Raw genomic sequence first — 21,612 nt, 5'->3', positions numbered from 1 at the left:
AGGGGACGCGCGCCGGGGCGACGGCCGTCCGGCCGCTCGCCGTACGGCTCGGCCTGATGGCCGTCCCGGTCGTGTTCTTCGGGCTGTTCTTCGGCTACCCGGTCGCCGCCATCGTCGCCCGCGGGCTCCGCGAGGGCGGGCGGTGGCGGTTCGGCCGGTTCGCGGAGGTCCTGGGCGAGCCCGACATCCTGCACGTGCTGTGGTTCACCTGCTGGCAGGCGGCCGCCTCCACCGCGCTCACCCTGGCGATCGCGCTGCCCGGCGCGTACGTCTTCGCCCGTTTCGACTTCCCCGCCAAGCAGGTGCTGCGGGCGGTGGTGACCGTGCCCTTCGTGCTGCCGACGGTGGTCGTCGGTTCGGCCTTCCTCGCCCTGCTGGGGCGCGGCGGGCTGCTCGACGAGCTGTGGGGGGTGCGCCTGGACACCACGGTCTGGGCGATCCTCCTCGCGCACGTCTTCTTCAACTACGCCGTGGTCGTACGGACCGTGGGCGGGCTGTGGGCACAGCTCGACCCGAGGCAGGAGGAGGCCGCGCGGGTCCTCGGCGCGGGACGCCTCGCGGCCTGGCGCAAGGTGACGCTGCCCGCCCTCGCGCCGGCCGTCGCCGCGGCCGCGCTCATGGTCTTCCTGTTCACCTTCACCTCCTTCGGCGTCATCCAGATCCTCGGCGGCCCCGCCTTCTCCACCTTGGAGGTGGAGATCTACCGGGAGACCGCGCAGTTGCTGGACCTGCCGACGGCGGCCGTGCTGACGATCGTCCAGTTCGCCGCCGTCGCGGCGATCCTCGCGGTGCACGCCGGGACCGTGCGGCGCAGGGAGAGCGCGCTGCGGCTGGTGGACCCGGCCCGCACCGCGCGGCGGCCGCGCGGCGCCGGCGAGTGGGGGCTGCTCGCGGGCGTGCTCGGTGTGGCCGCGCTGCTGATCCTGCTGCCGCTGGGCGTGCTGGCCGAGCGCTCGCTGCACGGACCCGACGGTTACGGCCTCGGCTACTACCGGGCGCTGGGCTCGGTGGCGGGCAGCGGCGGGACCTTCCTGGTGGCGCCGGTCGCCGCGGTCTGGAACTCGCTCCAGTACGCGGCCGCCGCCACCGCGATCGCCCTGGTCGTCGGCGGGCTGGCCGCGGCCGCCCTCACCCGGCGGGCCGGGCGTCTCGTACGGGGCTTCGACGCCCTGCTCATGCTGCCGCTCGGCACCTCGGCCGTGACCATCGGCTTCGGCTTCCTCATCACCCTCGACGAGCCGCCGCTGGACCTGCGCTCCTCCTGGATCCTCGTGCCGCTCGCCCAGGCGCTGGTCGGGGTGCCCTTCGTGGTGCGCACCATGCTTCCCGTGCTGCGTGCCGTGGACGACCGGCTGCGCGAGGCGGCGGCGGTGCTCGGCGCCTCCCCGCTGCGGGTGTGGCGCGAGGTCGATCTTCCGCTGGTGCGGCGGGCGCTGCTGGTGGCGGCCGGCTTCGCCTTCGCCGTGTCCCTGGGCGAGTTCGGCGCCACCGTCTTCATCGCGCGCCCCGACAACCCCACCCTCCCGGTCGCGGTCGCCCGCTTCCTCGGGCGGGCCGGGGAGCTCAACTACGGCCAGGCGATGGCGCTCAGCACCGTGCTGATGCTGGTGTGCGCGGGTGCGCTGCTGGCGCTGGAACGTATCCGCATCGACAGGTCGGGGGAGTTCTGATGTCGCTGCTGCGACTGGACGGCGCCACCGTGCGCTTCGGCGGCCACACCGCCCTGGACGCCGTGGGCCTGGAGGTCGCCGAGCACGAGACGGTCTGTGTGCTCGGGCCCAGCGGCAGCGGCAAGTCCACGCTGCTGCGGGTCGTCGCCGGGCTGCAGCCGCTGGACGCCGGGCGCGTCCTGCTGGCCGGCCGCGACCAGGCGGGTGTTCCCGCGCACCGGCGCGGCGTGGGCCTGATGTTCCAGGACCACCAGCTCTTCCCGCAGCGCGACGTCGCCGGGAACGTCGACTTCGGCCTGCGCATGCGCGGCGCCGGTCGTGCCGAACGGGAGCGCACCGTCGGTGAGTTGCTGGAGCTTGTCGGCCTGCCCGGCACGCAGCGGCGCGCCGTGGCGTCCCTGTCCGGCGGTGAGCAGCAGCGCGTCGCCCTGGCCCGGGCCCTGGCACCGGGGCCACGGGTGCTCATGCTCGACGAGCCGCTCGGCCAGCTCGACCGGGGCCTGCGCGAGCGGCTGGTGGTCGAGCTGCGCGGGCTGTTCCGTCGGCTGGACACCACGGTGCTGGCCGTCACGCACGACCAGAGCGAGGCCTTCGCGCTGGCCGACCGCGTTGTCGTCATGCGGGACGGACGCGTCGAGCAGATCGGCACCCCGCTGCAGGTGTGGCATCGGCCCGCCTCGGAGTTCGTCGCGCGCTTCCTCGGCTTCGACAACGTGGTGGCCGCGACCGTCACCGGCGACGCCGCCGACACCGTCTGGGGCAAGGTCCCCGTCCCCCCGGGCTCCGCACAGGGCGCCGGACGGCTGCTCGTCCGGCCCGGCGGCGTGCGGCTCGTCCCGGCCGAGGACGGGCTGCGCTGCCACGTGCTCGCGCGCACCTTCCGCGGCGACCAGGTCACCCTCCTCCTGCGCCCCGAGGAAGGCCCACCGCTGGAGGCCGGCTGCGCCCTGCGCGACGCCCCGGCCGAGGGCGACACGGTGGGCGTCTCCTTCGCGGTGGACGAGGTCGTCGTCCTGGGCGGGTAGACCTCGTCCCGCCGGCCGCCCCGCCCGCGGGAGGCCAGGACGGCCGAACCTTGTTGCGGGCCCGGCCCTGGTCGTACGGGCCCCGGAGCCCGCGTCAACCCCGCGTCAACCCCGCGTCAGGCGTGCCAGGGCCTGCGGGGCGTCCTCGACGGAGTCGACGAGCGCGATGCGAGGCTCCATGGGGCGGTCTTCGGCGAGCGCCTGGAGCAGGGGCCACGCCGGGAGGCGCCGGGTCCAGTGGTCGCGGTCGACCAGCACCATGGGGCGGGGAGTGCCGTTGGACTCGTAGTAGTTCGGCGTGCTGTTGTCGAAGATCTCCTGGACGGTGCCCGCGGCCCCCGGCAGGAAGACGACCCCGGCGGTGCAGCGGGCGAGCAGGCCGTCCTCGCGGGTGGCGTTGGCGAAGTACTTGGCGATGTGCGCGGCGAAGGCGTTCGGCGGCTCGTGGCCGTAGAACCACGTCGGCACGCCGATGGAGGCACCGCCGCCGGGCCAGCGGTCGCGCACGTCGAAGGCGACGCGCGCCCAGTCCGTGACCGACGGGCGGAAGGAGGGGACCTTGGCCACCGCCTCCAGGGCCTGGACGAGCATCGTGTCGTCGAAGGGCGCGGCGTAGGCGCCGAGGTTGGCCGCCTCCATGGCGCCGGGTCCGCCGCCCGTGGCCACGGTCAGACCCTCGCGGGCCAGCGCCCGGCCGAGGCGGGCGGCGCCCGCGTACGCGTCGGTGCCGCGCTCCATGGCGTGACCGCCCATGACGCCCACGACGCGGGAGTCCGCGACGAGTTCGTCGAAGGCGTCGGAGACCGCGTCGTCGTGGATGCTGCGGAGCATCGACGCGTAGATGTCGCCGCTGCCCCGGGTACGCAGGAACCACTGGTAGGCGCGGGCGTCCGGCGTCGCCTCGTAACCCTCGCCGAGGCCCTCGAACAGGGCGTCCGGGCCGTAGAGCGAACCCCGGTAAGGGTCGAAGGGCAGGTCCGGGACCGGGGGGAAGACCATGGCGCCGCCGGCGCGGACGTGGGCGGCCGCCTCCGGCTCCATGGGGCAGCCCAGGAACACGGCCTCGGTCGTGTCGGCGGACAACAGGGCGGGCGTACGGGACGTCAGGTCGACCGACTGGACGCGGTGTCCGCGCAGCGAGCCCGACGCGGCGATGCGGTCGAACTCCTCGAGGGTCTCTATCTCGTGATCGTTCGGCGACAGCACGCCCGCCACCCTAGCGCCCGCGGCGGGAGCCGCCGCCGCGGGGTTCCGCACCCCGCGCACGGCGCTACGGCAGCGGCACTGTGCCCAGGTGGGCGATGAGCAGGGTCAGCGGCAGCACCGCGCCGAGGACCACGAGGGCCCGCACGGCGGCCGCGTTGCGCAGCAGGGCGGCGGGCGCGCCGAGCCGGCTGAGGGCGGCGGTGGCCGGACGGCGGGCGCGCTTGGCGTCCACGGTCGCGGTGAGGGCGGTCGCGGCCGCCGACAGGACGACCAGGACAGCGCCGAGCACGGTGAGCGGTCCTACGGGGTGCGCCGCGGCGCCGAACCGGTCGCTGCCGGCGAGGGCGGTGGCGGCCACCGCGCACAGCGCGCCCAGCGGGCGGCCGACGAGCGCCGCCTCCTCCTGGAGGGCCCGGCCCGCGAGGAGCCGCAGGGCACTCGGCCGGTACGCCGCCAGCAGCCGTCCGCACAGATGGACGAGGCCCGGCATGGCCAGCACCATGCCCGTGGCGGCCAGCAGCCAGCCGCCGACGACGGCGGGCGCGACCTGGCCGAGACCGCCCGGCAGCGGGAGCGTGCCGCCGGGTCCCGGGGCACCGGCCTTCCCGGCCGTGGAGACCTGTACGGCCAGGCCGATCGCGATGAGGGCGGCACCCCACGGCAGGCCGGGCGGTGTGCCGCCCGCGAGGGCGGCGGGTTCGCCCCCACGGGACCGGCGCGGCCGCAGCACGATCGCGGCCGAGACCGCCGCGGCCAGGGGCAGCGTGGCCGGCAGGGTCAGCGCCCCGGCGAGCGGGAGTTCGCGCTCCGCGCCCAGCGCCCCCGCGGCACCGCTGAGGTGTGGGCCGGGCAGGTCACCGCGGAGGCAGAGGAAGCCCAGGAGCGCGATCAGGACGCCCAGGCCGCAGTTCAGGGCGGAGCTCGCCGCGGCCAGCAGGGGCAGCCCGTGCCGGCCGAGTCCGGCCGCGGCCAGGCCCGCGTGCAGCCGTCCGCTCGGTTCCGTTCGGGCCACGAGCACCGACAGATGGACGGTGGCGGCGAACGGCACGGCGCACCAGAGCAGCCGGACCAGCCCGTCCGGGGCGTCCCCGGGGTGGGCAAGGGCGTGCCCGAGCACGGCGAGCAGCAGGAACCCCGTGCCCGCGGCCGCGGCGACGACCAGCAGCCGGCGCAGCAGCACCTCCGGCCGGGAGCCGAGGGCTACACGGAGGCTGAGCACGAGTCGGCGTCCTCCCGGTCCTGTTGCGGCATGGCGGCCTCGAAGCGCCCGTCGACGAGGGTGACCACCCGGTCGGCGAGCGAGACGACCTCGGGCTCGTTGGAGGCGAGCACCACGGTGATGCCGTGCGAGCGGGCGGCGCTGGTCAGCATGCGCAGCACCTGGGCGCGGTCCGCGCGGTGCAGCGGGGCGGTCGGTTCGTCGGCGAAGACCACGGAGGGCCGGTTGACCAGGGCCCGGGCGATCGCCACCCGCTGCCGCTCGGCCTGCAGCAGCCGGCCGGGACGCTTGCGGGCCGCGCCGCCGATGTCCAGCCGGTCCAGCCACTCCTGCGCGGCGGCGCGGGCCGTGCGGTACGGGACGCCGCACAGCAGGAGCGGCAGCGCGGCGTTCTCACGGACGGTCAGTTCGGGCAGCAGCTGCGGGCTGCTGTCGATCCAGCCGAAGCGCTCACGGCGCAGCCGCTCGCGGGCGGTGGCGCCGAGGGTGTGGACGGGGGAGCTGTTGAACCACACCTCGCCCTGCTCGGGGAGCAGTTCGCCGGACAGGCAGCGCAACAGGGTGGTCTTCCCCGCGCCGTGCGGTCCGAGGACGCCGAGGATCTCGCCCTCCCGTACGCCGAGGGACACGCCGAGCAGAGCGGGTGAGCGGTCGTGCGCGTGGCGCAGGCCGCGGGCCCACAGCACGTCGTTGTCGGGTGGGTTCACGTTGGCCTCTAACGAACGCGGGGAGTCCGGGTCACTGCGGCACCGTACGTGCCCCACGGCCCCCGCCCGCGGTCACCGTGGTGTGTTTCCGGCCCGCGCCCACCCGTGCGGCGTAGCGGGAGAGGGGTTCGCCGGGAAGGTCATCCGTTCACCCGCTTGTCGTGCGGCTGTGACGGGACGTGGCGGCGGTGCCTTTGGCGGTCGCCGGGCCTGCTGCCCGCGCCGCCGGCATCGCGGTCACCGGCACGACCGTCACGACGGCAAGGCGACACAACGTGCCGGTCGGGCCGGGCGCCGATATGACGTGCGCCGGAACCACCCGAACCCGCGCAAGGCCAGTCCCGCGGTGGGCGTTCGCCGGCGCCACCGGCGTCGCGCCCGTGGCGGCCGGTGGCGTGCCGCTCTGAAGTGAGCGGGGTCCGACGAACGGTCGGGGCCGCCCTCACGGCGGAGGGCGGCCCCGACCGCTGGATGCCGTACGTCGACGGGGACCGTCAGAGCTTGGTCCAGGCCTCCGTGAGGACGGTACGCAGGACGCCCTCGATCTCGTCGAACGTCGACTGGTCGGCGATCAGCGGCGGCGCGAGCTGGACGACCGGGTCGCCGCGGTCGTCGGCGCGGCAGTAGAGGCCGTTCTCGAAGAGCGCCTTGCTGAGGAAGCCGTACAGGACGCGCTCGGTCTCCTCGTCGGTGAAGGTCTCCTTGGTGACCTTGTCCTTCACCAGTTCGATCCCGTAGAAGAAACCGTTCCCGCGGACGTCGCCGACGATCGGCAGGTCGTGGAGCTTGTCCAGGGTGGCGCGGAAGGCGCCCTCGTTGTCGAGCACGTGCTGGTTGAGCTGCTCGCGCTCGAAGATGTCGAGGTTGGCCAGGGCGACCGCCGACGACACCGGGTGGCCGCCGAAGGTGTAGCCGTGCAGGAAGGTGTTGTCGCCCTTGTAGAAGGGCTCGGCGATGCGGTCGGAGATGATGCACGCGCCGATGGGGGAATAGCCCGAGGTCATGCCCTTGGCGCAGGTGATCATGTCCGGGACGTAGCCGAACTTGTCGCAGCCGAACATCGTGCCGAGCCGGCCGAAGGCGCAGATGACCTCGTCGGAGACGAGCAGCACGTCGTACCGGTCGCAGATCTCGCGGACCCGCTGGAAGTACCCGGGCGGGGGCGGGAAGCAGCCGCCGGCGTTCTGCACCGGCTCCAGGAAGACGGCCGCGACGGTGTCGGGGCCCTCGAAGAGGATCTGCTGCTCGATCTGGTCCGCGGCCCAGCGGCCGAAGGCCTCGGGGTCGTCGCCGAAGAGCGGCGCGCGGTAGATGTTGGTGTTGGGCACCTTGTGGGCGCCGGGGACCAGCGGCTCGAAGGGGGCCTTCAGGCCGGGCAGGCCGGTGATGGACAGGGCGCCCTGGGGGGTGCCGTGGTAGGCGACGGCGCGCGAGATGACCTTGTACTTGGTCGGCTTGCCGGTGAGCTTGAAGTACTGCTTGGCGAGCTTCCAGGCGGTCTCGACGGCCTCGCCGCCGCCGGTGGTGAAGAAGACCTTGTTGAGGTCGCCGGGGGCGTAGTCGGCCAGGCGGTCGGCGAGCTCGACGGCCTTGGGGTGGGCGTAGCTCCACACCGGGAAGAAGGCGAGCTCCTGGGCCTGCTTGTAGGCGGTCTCGGCGAGCTCCACGCGGCCGTGGCCGGCGTTGACCACGAACAGCCCCGCGAGGCCGTCGATGTAGCGCTTGCCCTTGTCGTCGTAGATGTACGTGCCCTCGCCGCGCACGATGGTCGGCACAGGGGCGTTCTCGTACGACGACATGCGGGTGAAGTGCATCCACAGGTGGTCGTACGCGGTCTTGGAAAGGTCCGCGCTCATGGCTATCTGGTTCCCCAGGTGTAGGTCTGCTTCCGGAGCTTGAGGTAGACGAAGCTCTCGGTGGACCGCACGCCGGGCAGCGTGCGGATCCGCTTGTTGATCGTCTCCAGGAGATGGTCGTCGTCCTCGCAGACGATCTCGATCAGCAGATCGAAGGAGCCCGCGGTCACGACGACGTACTCGACCTCCGTCATCTCCGCGAGCGCGTCGGCGACGTGTTCGATGTCGCCCTCGACGTTGATGCCGACCATCGCCTGCCTCTGGAACCCCACGGTGAGCGGGTCGGTGACGGCGACGATCTGCATGACGCCCTGATCGAGCAGCTTCTGCACGCGCTGCCGTACGGCCGCCTCGGACAGGCCCACGGCCTTGCCGATGGCGGCGTACGGACGCCTGCCGTCCTCCTGGAGCTGTTCGATGATCGCCTTGGAGACGGAATCGATCACGGAGGCACCGGTGGAGCCCCTGTGATCCGGAGTACGAGTGGCCACGCCCCCACTCTGCACGAGAGGTCAGCCGTCACGCAACCCCCGATCGATGAAATCCGTGGTTTGAGGGGTCGAAACTGACGGAATCCATTGTCTCGGAGTTTCGGCTATGCCGAATACGGCAGTGCTGCCGGTAGGCTGGTGTCCGTCTCACACATCGGACAGGAACAGGGAGAGGTGCAGTGAGCGAGCTCCGTACCTTGCGCAACCACATCAACGGAGAATTCCGCGACGCCGCCGACGGGCGCACCACCGACGTGGTGAACCCCGCCACCGGCGAGGTCTACGCGACCGCCCCGCTCTCCGCCGCCGCCGATGTCGACGCGGCCATGGCCGCCGCCGCGGCCGCCTTCCCGGCCTGGCGCGACACGACGCCCTCCGAGCGCCAGAAGGCGCTGCTGAAGATCGCCGACGCCTTCGAGGCGCGCGCGGACGAGCTCGTGGCCGTCGAGAGCGAGAACACCGGCAAGCCGATCGGTCTGACCGCCAGCGAGGAGATCCCTCCGATGGTCGACCAGATCCGCTTCTTCGCGGGTGCCGCCCGCCTGCTCGAGGGCCGCTCGGCCGGCGAGTACATGGAGGGCATGACCTCGATCGTCCGCCGCGAGCCGGTCGGCGTCTGCGCCCAGGTCGCGCCGTGGAACTACCCGATGATGATGGCCGTGTGGAAGTTCGCCCCGGCGATCGCCGCGGGCAACACGGTCGTGCTCAAGCCCTCGGACACCACCCCGGCCTCCACCGTGCTGATCGCCGAGATCATCGGCGAGATCCTGCCCAAGGGCGTCTTCAACGTCGTGTGCGGCGACCGCGAGACGGGTCGGCTGATGGTCGAGCACCCGACCCCGGCGATGGCCTCCATCACCGGCTCGGTCCGGGCCGGCATCCAGGTGGCCGGCAGCGCCGCCAAGGACGTCAAGCGGGTCCACCTCGAACTCGGCGGCAAGGCACCGGTCGTGGTCTTCCCGGACACCGACATCGCCAAGGCGGTCGAGGACATCGCCGTCGCCGGCTACTTCAACGCCGGCCAGGACTGCACCGCCGCCACCCGGGTCCTGGTCCACGAGTCGATCCACGACGAGTTCGTGGCCCAGCTCGCCAAGACCGCCGCCGAGACCAAGACCGGCGCCCCGGACGACGAGGACGTGCTGTACGGCCCGCTGAACAACGCCAACCAGCTCGCCCAGGTCACCGGCTTCATCGAGCGCCTCCCGGCGCACGCCAAGGTCGAGGCCGGCGGCCACCGGGTCGGGGAGCAGGGCTACTTCTACGCCCCGACCGTCGTCTCCGGCCTCAAGCAGGACGACGAGATCATCCAGAACGAGGTCTTCGGCCCGGTCATCACCGTCCAGTCCTTCTCCGACGAGGACCAGGCCGTCGATTGGGCGAACGGCGTCGAGTACGCCCTGGCCTCCTCGGTGTGGACCAAGGACCACGCGCGCGCGATGCGCATGTCCAAGCGCCTCGACTTCGGCTGCGTGTGGATCAACACCCACATCCCGCTGGTCGCCGAGATGCCGCACGGCGGCTTCAAGAAGTCCGGCTACGGCAAGGACCTTTCCGCCTACGGCTTCGAGGACTACACGCGCATCAAGCACGTCATGACGTCCCTGGACGGCTGACGCCGCGGGGCGCGAGCCCACGTCACGGCCCCGGTGCGACCCCGCGTCCGGGGCCGTGGCATGTGCGCGTACGCTCCGGACCATGAAGGATCGAAGATCTCTTGAACGGCGCATACGCGCCTGGCTCGTTGTCTTCGTGGTGTGCCTGGTGCTGAGCGGCGCGACCGCGTTCCCGCTCGTGCACGAGGTGCGGTGGGTGGACGGCTGGGGTCTGCCCGGGGCCGTCGGCGACTGGATCTCCCAGGTGCGGGAGGGGCTGGACGCCACCGACGCGAAGTACCCGTTCATGCTCTACGGCACGGACTGGCTCGCCTTCGCCCACCTGGTGATCGCCGTCGCCTTCTACGGCGTCTGGCGCGATCCTGTGCGCAATGTGTGGGTCGTGGAGTGGGCGATGATCGCCTGCATCGGGATCATCCCGCTCGCCGCGATCTGCATCCCGCTGCGCGGCCTGCCGCTGTGGTGGATGCCGGTCGACATGGCCTTCGGCGTCTTCGGGATCGTGCCGCTGCTGATCCTGCGTGGGATGATCAAGCGGCTGGAGCGCTTTGACACAGTGTCAGCCGTGCCGGCCGGCGTCTGACGGACCGGCGGTTGCCGCGGGCGTCCGCCGCCCGGTCTCCCTGGCGCGCACGGCTGATGCACCCGGCGTACGGCGCCGCACGGCCTCGGCGCACCCGGCGCCCTGGCGGGCCTCACCGTGATCGGTGGGGGCTGTTCTTCGCCCGCGGCATCACCGCGGAGGAACGCCCGGTGCTCGCGGCCGGGCGGGAGAAGCTCACCGGCCGCCGAACTCCGCGCGCAGCACGTCGATGCGGTTGCTCGTGACCGCGTCCACGCCGAGCCGCGCCAGCCGTCGCATCGTCCGGCGCAGATCCACCGTCCACGCGCCGACCAGCAGGCCCTCGCCGCGCGCCCACCCCATCAGGGGCGCGCTCACCAGCCCGAACCGCAGGTTGATCCAGCGCGGCCGCAGTTCCGACAGCAGCAGCGCGGGCACGGGCGCTGAGGTCTTCCAGGTCAGCGCGATCTCGGCGGCCGGGTCGCGGTCCCGGACCGCCAGCACGGCGGCCGCCTCGCCGCAGTAGTAGGTGCGGTCCCCGGCGCCCGCGTCCCGGACCGCGGACAGCACGGGACCCGCGGACTCCGGCAGGGTGAGGTCGACCAGGGCCCGGCAGCCGTCCACGGCGGCCAGCGCCTCGTGGAGGGCCGGCACGCCCGGCGGCAGCCGGTCCGCCGCGAGGTCCGCGACGGCGGACTCCACACCCCACAGCCGCTTGAGCGTGGGGTCGTGGAGCAGCACCGGCACCCCGTCGCGGGTCAGCCGTACGTCCATCTCCACCGCGTCCGCCCCCGCGCGCAGCGCGCTGCGCAGCGAGGGCAGGGTGTTCTCGCTGTGGCGGTACGGGTCGCCGCGGTGGGCGATCGCTAGCGCTGCCATCCCGCCAGGTAGGAGTCGATCTCGGCGGTGAGCTTCGCCTTGCCGGGTGCGTCGAGGAAGGAGGCCTCGACTGCGTTCCTGGCGAGCTGCGCCAGGCCGCCCTCGTCGAGCTGCAGCAGCCGCGCGGCCACCGCGTACTCGGTGTTGAGGTCGGTGCCGAACATCGGCGGGTCGTCGCTGCTGATGGTGACGAGGAGTCCCGCGGCCACCATCTCCTTGAGGGGGTGCTCGTCGAGCGTGGCGACGGCGCGGGTGGCGATGTTGGAGGTCGGGCAGACCTCCAGCGGGACGCGGTGCTCGCCCAGGTGGTCCAGCAGGCGCGGGTCCTGGGTGGCGCTGGTGCCGTGGCCGATGCGCTCGGCGCCCAGCTCGTTGATGGCGTCCCAGATCGTCTGCGGGCCGGTGGTCTCACCCGCGTGCGGCACGCTGTGCAGGCCGATCGCGCGGGCGCGCTCGAAGTACGGCTTGAACTGGGGCCGCGGCACACCGATCTCGGGTCCGCCCAGACCGAAGCTCACCAGCCCGTCGGGCTGCAGCTGGGTGGCGATGCGCGCGGTCTCCTCGGCGGAGGTCAGTCCGGCCTCGCCCGGGATGTCGAAGCACCAGCGCAGCACGATGCCGAACTCCGCCTCGGCCGCCTTGCGGGCGTCCTCGATCGCCTCCACGAAGGCCCGGTCCGGGATGCCGCGGCGCACCGAGCTGTACGGGGTCACGGTCAGCTCGGCGTAGCGGATGTTCTGCCGCACCATGTCGCGGGCGACCTCGTACGTCAGCAGGCGCACGTCCTCCGCGTCGCGGATCAGGTCGACGACGGAGAGGTAGACCTCGATGAAGTGGGCGAAGTCCCGGAAGCTGAAGTACTCGGCGAGGGCGGCGGGGTCGGTGGGCACCTTGGAATCCGGGTGCCGCGCGGCCAGCTCCGCCACGATGCGGGGTGAGGCCGAGCCGACGTGGTGCACGTGGAGCTCTGCCTTGGGGAGCCCCGCGATGAAGGCGTCGAGGGCTGACGCGGTGTCGGACATGGGGTGATCCTCCTGCGGGGTGGTCGGCAACCGACATCGTAAACGCGAAATTGCCGCCTCCCGGTGTCTTCGCAGGCCATAGCATTGCCCGACGTAGCCACCAGGAAGGCAGCGATGTCCCACGACCCCGAGAACCCGACGCCGCGCGACGCCGCGAGCGACACCCCCGCAGCGGCGGCCCCCTCGTCCTCGGCGGCCCCGGCGGACGCACGGCCCGCACCCGGCTTCGAGCTGCCCACCCCGGCGCCCGTGGCGCCGGCGGACGCCGCGGCCGATGCCCCGGCTGCCCAGGATGCGCCGTCCGCCGACGGACCGGTCGCGGACACCGAGCCCGGCGCCTCGTTTGCCGGGGACGCCGCAGTGGCTGCGGACGACGGGGGCACGAAGGTGCCGGGAGACGCGGCGCCCGCGGATGCCGTGCCTCCTGCTGACGCGCCGGCCGCGGATGCCGCGCCTGCCCAGGCGCCGGTCGCCGGCTTCGGGCCCGTTTCCGGGGCCGCCGCCGCGCCCCCCGCCGGGGTGCCCGGGCCGCGGGATCCGTGGGCGCCGCCGGTGCCGGTCGCTCCCGGGTACGGGCAGCCGGGTGTGCCGGCCGGGTACAACCCCTGGGCGCCGCCCGTCCCGCAGGCGCCGCAGGAGAACGTGACGCTGACCAAACGCCCGGTGCCCGAGGACGCGCCCGCGCCCGGGCCGGAGGATCAGCCGCGCGATCCATGGGCGCCGCCCGCCCCGGACGAGGCGGCGGCCGTGCCCCCGCAGCCGCCCCACGCCACCTTCCCCGGTCACCCCGGACCCCCCGGGCCGCCCGGTTACCCCACGTACCCGGCGTACCCCGGCTACCCCGGATACCCGCCGCAACCCGGATACCCCGCCCACCCCGGCTACGCGATGGGCCCGTACGGCGGATGGGCACCACCCGTCGCCCGCAACGGCATCGGCCTGACGGCGATGATCCTGGGCATCGTGGGCGCCGTCCTGGCCATCTCCTGCTTCGGGTCCTTCCTCGGCCTCCCGCTCGGCATCGCGGCCCTCGCCTGCGGCATCGTCGGTCTGCGGATCGCCCGGCGGGGCGAGGCGACCAACCGGCCGCAGGCGATGACCGGTCTGATCCTCGGGATCATCTCCGTCCTCCTGTCGGGCGCCATGATCGCCCTGCTGATCGGCGGGATCGACGACGGCTGGTTCGACGGACGGGGCGACGACCTCATCACCTCGCGGAACGGCGACTGGGGGGACCCGCTGGACGTCGACGGCACCGCGCTCTACGACGACGGGGTCCACGTCACGATCTCGGACGTCCACCCGGCGACCGACCTCCCGACGGGCCTGGTCGGGGAGGGCACCCCCGTCACCTTCTCCATCGAGTTGGAGAACACCGGCGACGAGACCGCCGACCTGGGCGAGAGTGAGGTCTCGGCCTACGGGGAGGACTACGAGGAGGAGAGCCTGCGCGACCTGACCACCGGTGTCGGCCTGCCCGACGAACTGGCGCCGGGGGAGAGCGCGACCAGGCAGATCACCGTCGTCGTGCCGAAGGACGACGAGGACGGCAGCTTCCAGGTCGAGGTCGCGCCCGGTTTCGACTACGACTACACCTACTGGCACCTGGACATCCCGTAACGGGTGCGCCGCGGGGCCTCAGCGCCGCACGGCGTCCAGCGCCAGCAGGGCCACGTGCAGCGAGAGGCAGGACTCGACCTGGTCCAGGTCGATGCCGAGGACGCGCTCGACGCGGTGCAGGCGGTCGTAGAAGGAGGGCCGCGACAGGTGCGCGGCGTCGGCCGCGGCCGACTTGTTGCGGCCGGCGTCCAGGTAGACGGTGAGGATCCGGACGAGGTCCGTGCCGTGCTCGGCGTCGAACGCGAGCAGCGGGCCGAGCTCGCGCTCGACGTACGTCTGCAGCCGTGCGTCGTCGCGCAGCAGGTGCAGCAGGCCGCGCAGCCGGACGTCCGGCAGCCGGTAGAAAGTGCCCGCCTTGCGGCCCCCGTGCATCGCGGCGTCCGCGACCTGCGCGGCCTCCAGCAGGGTGCGGCGGGCGTCGCGCAGCGAGCCGACCGAGGAGCCGGCCGCCATGACGAAGGCGGGACCGCCGTCGGGGGCGGGCTCGGTCAGCCGGGTGAGCGCGGCGGCGAATTCCTCCAGCGCGGTGTGCTCGTGGTCGGACGGGCCGAGGGAGACCAGCACGCCGACGCCGCCGTCGTCGAGGGTGCCGGTGAGCGCGGTCAGGCCGCGCTCGCGCACGGCCTGGCCCGCGGTCTCGGTGAAGTCCCGCAGCCGGGCCTGCGCCTCCAGGGCTGCCGAGGCCGGTCCCCCGCGCAGCCGCAGCATCACGCCGACCAGCCGCCGGCCCTCCAGCGGCACGCCCAGCGCACGGGCGCGCAACGCCACGTCGGAGACGGTCAGGGCGTGGGTGAGGATGCCGGAGAGCAGGGTCCTGTGGGTCTGCCGTTCCAGGGACTCCCGGTCGCGCTCCAGCAGCCGGTTGAGCGCGAGGGTGGCCGCCCCCCGCTCCAGCAGCACACTGTGGCGGTGCGGGCGTTCGCCCGGCTCCGGCCCCGTGCCGGGCGCGGGCTCGTCGACGATCACCAGCCTGCCCCAGTCCCGGCCGCGCGCCCCCACGGCGGTGACCAGCCAGCCGGTGCGCGGGTCGTGGCCGGTGCGGCCGGCCGGGTGGACGCCGCGGCTGCGCCGTTCCCAGCCGTCGAGCAGGGCCTCCGGGTCCTGGCCCGCCGGGTCGAAGGCGAGCACCTGGTGGGAGAGGTTCTCCAGTACGACGGGCGCGCCCGCCATCCGGGCCACCTCGCGGACGACCTCCTCGGGCTCGGCGCCCTCGACGGACAGCTCGTTGAAGATCTGATGCACCGCCTCCGACGCCCGCAGTCGCGTCAGCTGGCCGTCGACGACGCGGGCGTGCACGGCCTCGGTCACGGCGACGAAGCGCACCTCGGTACGGAGGGCCACCAGCGGCAGTCCGCGCCGTTCCGCGGCCCGGACCAGGGGGCGGGGCAGGACGTCCGCGTAGCGACGGCCCAGTTCGACGACGAGGCCGGCGGCTCCGACGTCGGCGAGGCCGTCGATGTAGCGCGCCAGCGACTCCTTGTCGTCGGGCAGCATCACGCCTGTGGTGAGGACCAGTTCGCCCCCGTGGAGCATGCCCGCGATGTCGGCCAGCTCGCTGATGTGCACCCAGCGCACCGGGCGCTGCAGACCGCCGGAGCCCGCGACCACCTGCGGCGAACCCCGCCTGAGCACGTCCAGTGCCAGGACCTCGGCGACGGTGGGGAACACGGGTGACCTCCGGGGCGGAACAGGGTGCGACGTCGTGCCACCGTAGCTCCAGGGTGTAAAGGTCCCGGCCGCACAACATGCGATGTGTCGGTTGCCCGGCGCGCCCGGCGCCCGGCATCGTCCACCGTGACGATCTGCGGTGGGCTGTCAGGTGAACACAGAATTCGTCGCGTAACCAAAAGGCAACAACGGAATCACTTGTTGGGGCGAGCCTACTCTGTCAGGATCGTCCACCAATCCCAGCTTTGGCCACGCCGCCGAGCGGAGTGCGAGGAGAAGACGATGGACCTCAGCGCGAACGGCGAGTTCGATGTGCGGGAGCGTTTCGCCGAGGGGGCCCAGTTCATCGGCGGAACCCTGCGCAGCGGCACCTCCGGCCGGCCGCACCCCGTGGTCGACCCGGCCACCGGCGAGACCGTGTACTCCTGTGAACTGGCCGGCACCGCCGACGTGGACGCCGCCGTCGCCGCGGCCGCGCGGGCGCTGCCCGGCTGGGCCGGCGCCACCCCCGGCGAGCGCTCCGACGCCATGCACCGCTTCGCCGCCGTCCTCGCCGGGCGGGCCGCCGAGTTCGCCTACGCCGAGTCGTTGCAGTGCGGCAAGCCGCTCCGGCTGACCACGGAGTTCGACGTCCCGGGCACGGTCGACAACACCGCCTTCTTCGCGGGCGCCGCCCGCCATCTGGAGGGCAGGGCGGCGGGGGAGTACTCCGGCGACCACACCTCCTACGTGCGGCGCGAGCCCGTCGGCGTCGTGGGTTCCATCGCACCGTGGAACTACCCGTTGCAGATGGCCGCCTGGAAGGTCCTACCGGCGATCGCCGCGGGCAACACCCTCGTGCTCAAGCCGGCCGAGCTGACCCCGCTGACCTCGCTGATGTTCGCGCAGGCGGCGACCGAGGCGGGTATCCCGGCGGGCGTGGTCAACATCGTCACCGGTTCGGGGAAGGAGGCGGGCGAGCACCTGGTGGGGCACCCGGACGTCGCCATGACCTCCTTCACCGGCTCCACCGCGGTCGGCAAGCGCGTCGCGGAGATCGCCACCGCCACCGTCAAGCGGCTCCATCTGGAACTCGGCGGCAAGGCGCCCTTCGTCGTCTTCGACGACGCGGACCTGGAGGCGGCCGTCCACGGTGCGGTCGCCGGAGCCCTGATCAACACGGGGCAGGACTGCACCGCCGCCACCCGCGCCTATGTGCAGCGCCCCCTCTACGACGCCTTCGTCGCCGGTGTCGCCGACCTCTTCTCCGGCATCCACGTGGGCGACCCCTTCGACGCCAAGACCGACCTCGGCCCGCTCGTCTCCCACGCCCAGCGCGACCGCGTCGCCGGTTTCGTGGAGCGCGCCCGCTCCTACGCCACGGTCGTCACCGGCGGACAGGCCCCCGCCTCGCCGGGCGCCTACTACCGGCCCACGCTGGTCACCGGCGCCGCGCAGGGCAGTGAGATCGTCCAGTCCGAGATCTTCGGGCCGGTACTGGTCGTGCTGCCGTTCGACAGCGATGATGAAGGTCTGGCCCTGGCCAACGACACGCCGTACGGTCTTGCCGCGTCCGCGTGGACGCGTGACGTCTTCCGCGCGGGCCGTGCCACCCGGGAGATCAAGGCTGGATGCGTCTGGGTGAACGACCACATCCCGATCATCAGCGAGATGCCGCACGGCGGCTTCAAGGCCTCCGGGTACGGCAAGGACATGTCGGCGTACTCCCTGGAGGAGTACACGCAGGTCAAGCACGTGATGTACGACAACACCGCGGTCGCCAGGAAGGACTGGCACCGCACCGTCTTCGGCGACCGCTGACCCCTTGGCCGCCCACCCCTCCGGGACCGTCCCCACCGGCCCGACAGTCCGTCCGTCCCACGCACCACCGCCCCTGGAGGCCGCACCGCAATGGAGATGTTCGAGGGCCTGTCCGAGCCCGTACGCAAAGCGTGGGAGCGCAGCCTGACCAACGGGAGGGCGTCCCTCAGCCGGCGCCGGGTGCTCGGCGCGGGCCTCGGCGTCGCGGGCGCCGGCGCGCTGTCCGCCTGCGGCATCCCAGCCGCCACCCACAACCAGGGCGGTGTCAGGAGCGACGACCTGTCCGACAAGGACAAGTCGCTGGTCTTCTCGAACTGGCAGCTCTACATCGACATGAGCGACGACGAGAAGCACATGCCGACCCTGGAGGCCTTCGAGAAGAAGACCGGGATCAAGGTCAAGTACAGCGACGACATCACCGACAATGTCGAGTTCTTCGCCAAGATCAAACCGCAGCTGGCAGCCGGCCAGTCCACCGGCCGTGACCTGGTCGTCCTCACCGACTGGATGGCCGCCCGGATGATCCGCCTGGGCTGGGCCCAGCCGCTGGACCCCACGTATCTGCCGCACGCCTTCACCAACCTGGAGCAACGTTTCCGCAACCCCGACTGGGACCCCGGGCGCGCCCACTCCTACCCGTGGCAGGGCATCGCCACCGTCATCGCCTACAACGAGAAGGCGACCAAGGGGAAGAAGGTCGGCAGCGTCTCCCAGCTGCTGGACGACCCCGACCTCAAGGGCCGCGTCGCGATGCTCAGCGAGATGCGCGACACCATAGGCATGACCCTGCTCGACATGGGCAAGCAGCCGGAGTCCTTCACCTCGGACGACTTCGACGCCGCCGTGGCCCGCGTCCAGAAGGCCGTGGACAGCAAGCAGATCCGCCAGTTCACCGGCAACGAGTACACCGACGGCCTCGCCTCGGGGAACATCGCCGCCTGCGTCGCCTGGGCCGGCGACCTCGTCCAGCTCCAGGCCGACAACCCCGAGATCAAGTTCGTGATCCCGCCCGCCGGCTACATCTACTCCACCGACAACATGCTGGTCCCGGCGGGCTCGAAGCACCGCAAGAACGCCGAGCGGCTCATCGACTGGTACTACCAGCCCGCGATCGCCGCCGAACTCGCGGCATGGGTCAACTACATCACGCCCTGCTCAGGCGTGTACGAGGAGCTCCTCAAGATCGACAAGGATGTGGCCAACAACCCGCTGATCATTCCCAACGCGGAGATGAAGGCGAAGGCCCACCCCTTCCGGTCGCTCTCCTCCAAGGAGGAGACCGCCTTCGAGGACAAGTTCGCCAAGCTCATCGGCGCCTGACCGGCCACCGCAGTTAGGGATCTGACGACATGACCCAGCAGACCGCACCGCTCACCGACGAGCCGGCCGGCAGCAACAACCCCGCCTCCGCGGGCGGCGCCGTGACCCTCTCCGGCATCGGCAAGGACTACGGCGACTTCACCGCCGTCCACCCGCTCGACCTCACCATCCCCGAGGGCTCCTTCTTCGCGCTCCTGGGCGCCTCCGGCTGTGGAAAGACCACCACCCTGCGCATGATCGCGGGCCTGGAGGACCCCAGCAGCGGCACCGTCCGCATCGGCGACCAGGACGTCACCGGCCTGCCGCCGTACAAGCGCCCGGTCAACACGGTCTTCCAGAACTACGCGCTCTTCCCGCACCTCGACATCTACGAGAACGTCGCCTTCGGCCTGCGCCGCCGTGGCGTCAAGTCCGTAAAGGGCCAGGTCGAGGAGATGCTCGACCTCGTCGAGCTCGGTCACCTCGCCCGCCGCAAACCGCACCAGCTCTCCGGCGGCCAGCAGCAGCGCGTCGCCGTCGCCCGCGCCCTGATCAACCACCCCAAGGTGCTGCTCCTCGACGAGCCGCTGGGCGCCCTGGACCTGAAGCTGCGCCGTCAGATGCAGCTGGAGCTCAAGCGCATCCAGACGGAGGTCGGCATCACCTTCGTGCACGTCACGCACGACCAGGAAGAGGCCATGACCATGGCCGACACCATCGCCGTGATGAATGCCGGCCGCATCGAGCAACTCGGCGCCCCCACCGACCTGTACGAGAACCCGCGCACCACCTTCGTGGCCAACTTCCTCGGCCAGTCCAACCTCATCGAGGCCGAGGTCGCCGGCACCAGCGGCGACGACCTGCTGCTCAGCGTCGGCGACGGCCGCCTGGCGATGCCCACCGCGCGGTGCGTCCCCTCCGTACAGGCGGGCGACAAGCTCCTCGCCGGGGTGCGCCCGGAGAAGATCTCCATCGGCCACGCCGACGACGCGGCCGATGTCCCCGAGGGCCGCAACACGATCACCGGACGGATCGTCGACGCCAGCTTCATCGGCGTCTCCACGCAGTACGTCGTCAACAGCCCCTGGTGCCCGGAGCTGGCCGTCTTCGCGCAGAACGTGGAGCGCGACAGCCGCCTCGCCCCCGGTGCCGAGGTGGTGCTGCACTGGAGCCCCGCGCACACCTTCGGTCTCGACGCCGCGCAGGACATCGAGGCCGGGGAGGTCAACGCGTGATGGCCGCCCTCTCCACCGCCCCCGCGGGGGCGCCGGCGGAGACCCCGCCGGTCCCGCCCGGCGCCGCCGCCCGGCGCCGCAGACTCGTTCCGTACTGGCTGCTGCTGCCCGGCATCCTGTGGCTGCTGGTCTTCTTCGCGGCCCCGATGGTCTACCAGGCCTCGACCTCCGTGCAGACCGGCTCCCTGGAGACCGGCTACCGCGTCACCTGGCACTTCGCGACGTACTGGGACGCGTTCACCGAGTACGACGTCTTCTACCTGCGATCGCTGATCTATGCCGGCATCGCCACCGCGCTGTGCCTGGCGATCGGCTACCCGCTGGCGTACACCATCGCCTTCAAGGCGGGCCGCTGGCGGAACGTGCTGCTGGTGATGGTCATCGCGCCGTTCTTCACCAGCTTCCTGATCCGCACCCTGGCCTGGAAGACGATCCTCGCGGACGACGGCTACGTCGTCACCGCGCTCGACAAACTGCACATCCTGAACGTCACCGCGTCCCTCGGCATCACCACCGACGACCGCGTGCTGGCCACCCCGCTGGCGGTGGTGTGCGGCCTGACGTACAACTTCCTGCCCTTCATGATCCTGCCGCTCTACAGCTCGCTGGAGCGCATCGACCCGCGGCTGCACGAGGCGGCGGGCGACCTGTACGCCCGGCCCTTCACCACCTTCCGCAAGGTGACCTTCCCGATCTCGCTGCCCGGTGTCGTGGCCGGCACGCTGCTCACCTTCATCCCCGCCTCCGGCGACTACATCAACGCCGAGCTGCTGGGCAGCCCCAGCGAGCAGATGATCGGCAACGTCATCCAGTCCAAGTTCCTGACGGTGCTCGACTACCCGACCGCCGCCGCACTGTCCTTCATGCTCATGGCCGCGATCCTGGTGATCGTGTCCGTCTACATCCGCAAGGCGGGGACGGAGGAGCTGGTCTGATGCCCGTGCTCAACTGGGTGCGACGGCACCTCGTCGTCTTCGCCGGCGTGGCCGCACTCGCCTACATGACGATCCCCAACGTGATCGTCCTGGTCTTCTCCTTCAACCAGCCCAAGGGCCGCTTCAACTACTCCTGGAACCACTTCTCGCTCGACGCCTGGAAGAACCCCTGCGGCGTCGGCGACATGTGCGACTCGGTCTCGTTGTCCCTGCAGATCGCCGTCCTGGCCACCCTCGGCGCCACCGTCCTCGGCACCATGGTCGCCTTCGCGCTCGGCCGCTACCGCTTCCGCGGCCGCGGCCCGGTGACCGGCCTGATCTGGCTGCCGATGGCGATGCCCGAGATCGTCATGGGCGCCTCGCTCGGCACCCTGTTCCTCAACATGCGCATTCAGTTCGGCTTCTGGACCATCCTCATCGCGCACATCATGTTCTGCCTCAGCTTCGTGGTGACGGCGGTCAAGGCGCGCGTGATGAGCATGGACCCGCGACTGGAGCAGGCCGCCCAGGACCTGTACGCCACCCCGTGGTCGACGTTCTGGCGGATCACCTTCCCGATCGCCGCGCCCGGCATCGCGGCAGGAGCGCTGCTGAGCTTCGCGATCTCCATCGACGACTTCATCATCACGCAGTTCAACGCCGGCCCGGCCACCGTGACCTTCCCGATGTTCGTCTGGGGCGCGGCCCAGAAGGGCCTGCCCGTCCAGGTGAACGTCATCGGCACGCTGATGTTCGTCGTGGCGGTGCTCTGCGTCGTCGTCGGACAGCTGCTCAGCCGCCGCAGGAAAGCCCATAGTTGATC

18 protein-coding genes are annotated in these 21,612 nt (G+C 72.2%); 10 read left to right on the top strand and 8 right to left on the bottom strand.

Annotated features, from left to right (window positions below):
* Positions 1-56 precede the first annotated feature (56 nt).
* Both ACRWNP_RS25520 and ACRWNP_RS25515 read left to right on the top strand, forming a co-directional pair.
* On the top strand, positions 57-1,670 hold the full coding sequence (locus ACRWNP_RS25520) for an ABC transporter permease (RefSeq protein WP_431965260.1): 1,614 nt from the start codon (positions 57-59) through the stop codon (positions 1,668-1,670).
* Positions 1,670-2,695: an ABC transporter ATP-binding protein gene (locus ACRWNP_RS25515; RefSeq protein ID WP_431965196.1), complete on the top strand. Its 1,026-nt coding sequence runs from the start codon at positions 1,670-1,672 to the stop codon at positions 2,693-2,695. Before ACRWNP_RS25520 ends, ACRWNP_RS25515 begins: the two co-directional genes overlap by 1 nt.
* A gap of 105 nt (positions 2,696-2,800) precedes the next feature.
* Here ACRWNP_RS25515 and ACRWNP_RS25510 read toward each other — a convergent pair whose 3' ends face one another.
* The 5 genes from ACRWNP_RS25510 to ACRWNP_RS25490 form a co-directional block, all read right to left on the bottom strand.
* Complete coding sequence (locus tag ACRWNP_RS25510; RefSeq protein WP_431965258.1) at positions 2,801-3,910, bottom strand: LOG family protein; 1,110 nt, start codon at positions 3,908-3,910, stop codon at positions 2,801-2,803.
* Positions 3,911-3,965: 55 nt separating this feature from the next.
* Positions 3,966-5,120: a hypothetical protein gene (locus ACRWNP_RS25505; protein WP_431965194.1), complete on the bottom strand. Its 1,155-nt coding sequence runs from the start codon at positions 5,118-5,120 to the stop codon at positions 3,966-3,968.
* On the bottom strand, positions 5,102-5,827 hold the full coding sequence (locus tag ACRWNP_RS25500) for an ABC transporter ATP-binding protein (RefSeq protein WP_431965192.1): 726 nt from the start codon (positions 5,825-5,827) through the stop codon (positions 5,102-5,104). The genes ACRWNP_RS25505 and ACRWNP_RS25500 overlap by 19 nt, the downstream gene beginning before the upstream one ends.
* Before the next feature lie 494 nt (positions 5,828-6,321).
* The gene (locus ACRWNP_RS25495) at positions 6,322-7,683 is read right to left on the bottom strand and encodes an aspartate aminotransferase family protein (RefSeq protein WP_431965190.1); all 1,362 of its coding nucleotides are present in this window, start codon (positions 7,681-7,683) and stop codon (positions 6,322-6,324) included.
* A gap of 2 nt (positions 7,684-7,685) precedes the next feature.
* Positions 7,686-8,189: an Lrp/AsnC family transcriptional regulator gene (locus ACRWNP_RS25490; RefSeq protein ID WP_431965188.1), complete on the bottom strand. Its 504-nt coding sequence runs from the start codon at positions 8,187-8,189 to the stop codon at positions 7,686-7,688.
* 164 nt (positions 8,190-8,353) lie between these two features.
* On the opposite strand from ACRWNP_RS25490, the gene ACRWNP_RS25485 reads away from it, so the two are divergent.
* Positions 8,354-9,790 (top strand): gamma-aminobutyraldehyde dehydrogenase, encoded by a 1,437-nt coding sequence (locus ACRWNP_RS25485; RefSeq protein ID WP_431965186.1) that lies wholly within the window; start codon positions 8,354-8,356, stop codon positions 9,788-9,790.
* 82 nt (positions 9,791-9,872) lie between these two features.
* Entirely contained in the window at positions 9,873-10,373 is a 501-nt protein-coding gene (locus ACRWNP_RS25480) for a hypothetical protein (RefSeq protein WP_431965184.1), read from the top strand.
* A 195-nt stretch (positions 10,374-10,568) separates the two neighbouring features.
* On the opposite strand, the gene ACRWNP_RS25475 is transcribed toward ACRWNP_RS25480, so the two are convergent.
* Positions 10,569-11,231 carry a glycerophosphodiester phosphodiesterase gene (locus ACRWNP_RS25475; RefSeq protein WP_431965182.1) on the bottom strand — a complete coding sequence of 221 codons (663 nt, stop codon included), beginning with the start codon at positions 11,229-11,231 and terminating at the stop codon, positions 10,569-10,571.
* The gene (locus tag ACRWNP_RS25470) at positions 11,219-12,253 is read right to left on the bottom strand and encodes an adenosine deaminase (protein ID WP_431965180.1); all 1,035 of its coding nucleotides are present in this window, start codon (positions 12,251-12,253) and stop codon (positions 11,219-11,221) included. The genes ACRWNP_RS25475 and ACRWNP_RS25470 overlap by 13 nt, the downstream gene beginning before the upstream one ends.
* Before the next feature lie 114 nt (positions 12,254-12,367).
* On the opposite strand from ACRWNP_RS25470, the gene ACRWNP_RS25465 reads away from it, so the two are divergent.
* Positions 12,368-13,873: a hypothetical protein gene (locus ACRWNP_RS25465; protein WP_431965178.1), complete on the top strand. Its 1,506-nt coding sequence runs from the start codon at positions 12,368-12,370 to the stop codon at positions 13,871-13,873.
* Between the two features lie 18 nt (positions 13,874-13,891).
* On the opposite strand, the gene ACRWNP_RS25460 is transcribed toward ACRWNP_RS25465, so the two are convergent.
* Positions 13,892-15,541 (bottom strand): PucR family transcriptional regulator, encoded by a 1,650-nt coding sequence (locus ACRWNP_RS25460; protein WP_431965176.1) that lies wholly within the window; start codon positions 15,539-15,541, stop codon positions 13,892-13,894.
* Positions 15,542-15,823: 282 nt separating this feature from the next.
* Between ACRWNP_RS25460 and ACRWNP_RS25455 the strand changes: the two genes are divergently transcribed.
* From ACRWNP_RS25455 to ACRWNP_RS25435, 5 genes are all read left to right on the top strand, one after another.
* Complete coding sequence (locus ACRWNP_RS25455; RefSeq protein WP_431965174.1) at positions 15,824-17,341, top strand: gamma-aminobutyraldehyde dehydrogenase; 1,518 nt, start codon at positions 15,824-15,826, stop codon at positions 17,339-17,341.
* A gap of 90 nt (positions 17,342-17,431) precedes the next feature.
* Positions 17,432-18,661 carry a polyamine ABC transporter substrate-binding protein gene (locus tag ACRWNP_RS25450; RefSeq protein WP_431965172.1) on the top strand — a complete coding sequence of 410 codons (1,230 nt, stop codon included), beginning with the start codon at positions 17,432-17,434 and terminating at the stop codon, positions 18,659-18,661.
* Positions 18,662-18,690: 29 nt separating this feature from the next.
* Positions 18,691-19,875, top strand: a complete 1,185-nt coding sequence (locus tag ACRWNP_RS25445) for an ABC transporter ATP-binding protein (RefSeq protein ID WP_431965170.1) — start codon at positions 18,691-18,693, stop codon at positions 19,873-19,875.
* Positions 19,875-20,810, top strand: a complete 936-nt coding sequence (locus ACRWNP_RS25440; protein WP_431965168.1) for an ABC transporter permease — start codon at positions 19,875-19,877, stop codon at positions 20,808-20,810. The genes ACRWNP_RS25445 and ACRWNP_RS25440 overlap by 1 nt, the downstream gene beginning before the upstream one ends.
* Positions 20,810-21,610, top strand: coding sequence for an ABC transporter permease (locus tag ACRWNP_RS25435; protein ID WP_431965166.1), 801 nt, complete (start codon positions 20,810-20,812; stop codon positions 21,608-21,610). Before ACRWNP_RS25440 ends, ACRWNP_RS25435 begins: the two co-directional genes overlap by 1 nt.
* Positions 21,611-21,612 lie beyond the last annotated feature (2 nt).

The sequence above is a fragment of the Actinacidiphila sp. bgisy160 genome (genome assembly GCF_965342435.1).
Classification (GTDB): domain Bacteria; phylum Actinomycetota; class Actinomycetes; order Streptomycetales; family Streptomycetaceae; genus Actinacidiphila.
This window is presented reverse-complemented; position numbering and strand designations above follow the sequence as displayed.